This window comes from Bacillus sp. P4_D3, assembly GCF_056401855.1.
In genome coordinates this window covers 1-1,816 of sequence record NZ_JBFUIN010000632.1, presented here as the reverse complement: position 1 = coordinate 1,816, position 1,816 = coordinate 1, and the positions used below count along the sequence as shown (strand labels likewise).

Below are 1,816 nucleotides of genomic sequence, written 5' to 3'. Positions count from 1 at the left end.
TTGTAGMAGAGTTTTTTTTGAGCAAAATGTTTTTTGGTKTATTAGGGCTATGATACAATTACATAAGTCAGACCTTTCACTAGGTGAAGTAAATGTAATGTATTATTGTATACATATATTTGGAAGGAGAACCACTATGAAAAAGCATTTATATATAAATGGGATATGGAAATCAGTAGGGACGTATAAACCATTGTATGCACCATATTCTGAAGAAACATTAGCGGAGATTGCGCAAGGTACAGAAGATGACGTTAAGGAAGCAGTAGTTTCAGCTAAAAATGCAATGAAAGAAATGAAAAAATTATCTGCATACGATCGCGCAACTATTTTAGAAAAGGTTGCACAAAAAATGGATGAGAGAAGAGAAGAGTTTGCAGAGATTATCGCAAAAGAAGCTGCAAAACCAATTCGTGCTGCACGGGGAGAAGTAGATCGCACTGTTCAAACATATAAGTTTGCAGCTGAAGAAGCGAAGCGAATATATGGTGAGACGTTACCATTAGATGCTGCGCCAGGAGCAGAGGGCCGTATAGCGTATACAATTCGACAACCAATCGGGGTTATTGGTGCTATTACACCGTTTAATTTTCCGCTTAATTTAGTAGCACATAAAGTAGGCCCAGCAATTGCGGCTGGAAATACTATTGTGCTAAAGCCAGCCGACCAAACGCCACTTTCGTCGTATGCATTGGTAGAATTATTTGAAGAAGCTGGTTTACCAAAGGGAGCTTTCAATATAATTTCTGGACCTGGATCTGTTGTAGGTGAGGCATTAGTAAAAGATGAGAACGTTGCTAGTATTACTTTTACAGGAAGTCCGAAAGTAGGTATTGGAATTAAGGAAAAATCTGGATTGAAACGAGTGACGTTAGAATTAGGATCGAACGCTGCTGTAATTATTGATGAAGATGTTGAATTGACAGACGAAATAATTGAACGTGTAAAATGGGGCGCGTTTGTGAATAATGGACAAGTTTGTATTTCAGTACAACGTGTTTTTGTGCATGAATGCAAAATGGAGGAGTTTATTACAAAATTAACGAAAGCAATGGAAAACGTTGTAGTAGGAGACCCGCTTCATGAAGAAACAGATGTATCGGCACTTATTTCAAAAAACGATGTAGAACGTATAAATTCATGGGTGGAAGAGGCAGTTAAGGAAGGAGCAAATGTTGTATACGGTGGTAACAAACGTGATGCAAGGATTTTTGAACCAACTGTATTAACAAATGTTCCAGAGTATGTATCTGTTCAGTGCCAAGAAGTATTCGGTCCACTTATGACTGTAAATACATTTAAAGAATTTGATGAGGCTTTAGAACAAGTAAATAATTCACGTTATGGATTACAAGCAGGTGTATTTACAAACAATCTATGTAAAGCAATGCGTGCAATTGATGAATTAGAAGTCGGTGGTGTCATGATTAATGATATTCCAACGTTCAGGGTAGATCATATGCCTTATGGTGGTGTAAAAGAGAGTGGCACAGGCCGTGAAGGGATTAAATATGCAATAGAAGAAATGACAGAAATGAAATTAATATGTATTAAAAAATAAAAAGTACACTTTTTTAATCAAGTGTACCTTTTATTTTACTTCATTTCTTGTTTGAAAATATCATCTTCGGCATAAATGTGTTCTTTATCTACAGCAGTGCTATGAGATAGTACTAAACCGATTGGTGTTTCTGTGCCTTTATTTTGAACAATTGTAAAAGGAACATTTTTTTCATTTGCTAATTTAATGTATTTTGATAAATGTGGGTAAGCAATGCTACCATTTAGGAATAGTTGTAATGATTGAGAAGAACGC

Annotated in this window: 2 protein-coding genes; one reads left to right on the top strand and one right to left on the bottom strand. The window is 36.1% G+C overall.

What is annotated here, in order from left to right; genetic code table 11:
• The first annotated feature begins 136 nt into the window (after nucleotides 1-136).
• Nucleotides 137-1,561 (top strand): aldehyde dehydrogenase family protein, encoded by a 1,425-nt coding sequence (locus AC1DTM_RS25000; RefSeq protein ID WP_088099036.1) that lies wholly within the window; start codon nucleotides 137-139, stop codon nucleotides 1,559-1,561.
• 35 nt (nucleotides 1,562-1,596) lie between these two features.
• Here the strand turns inward: AC1DTM_RS25000 and AC1DTM_RS24995 are convergent.
• A partial coding sequence (locus tag AC1DTM_RS24995; RefSeq protein WP_477001143.1) for a DUF1694 domain-containing protein occupies nucleotides 1,597-1,816 on the bottom strand: 220 nt, incomplete at its 5' end.

Excerpts from the sequence above, each read along its gene's own strand:
- AC1DTM_RS25000 (WP_088099036.1), top strand. The coding sequence starts at position 137 with ATGAAAAAGCATTTATATATAAATGGGATATGGAAATCAGTAGGGACG.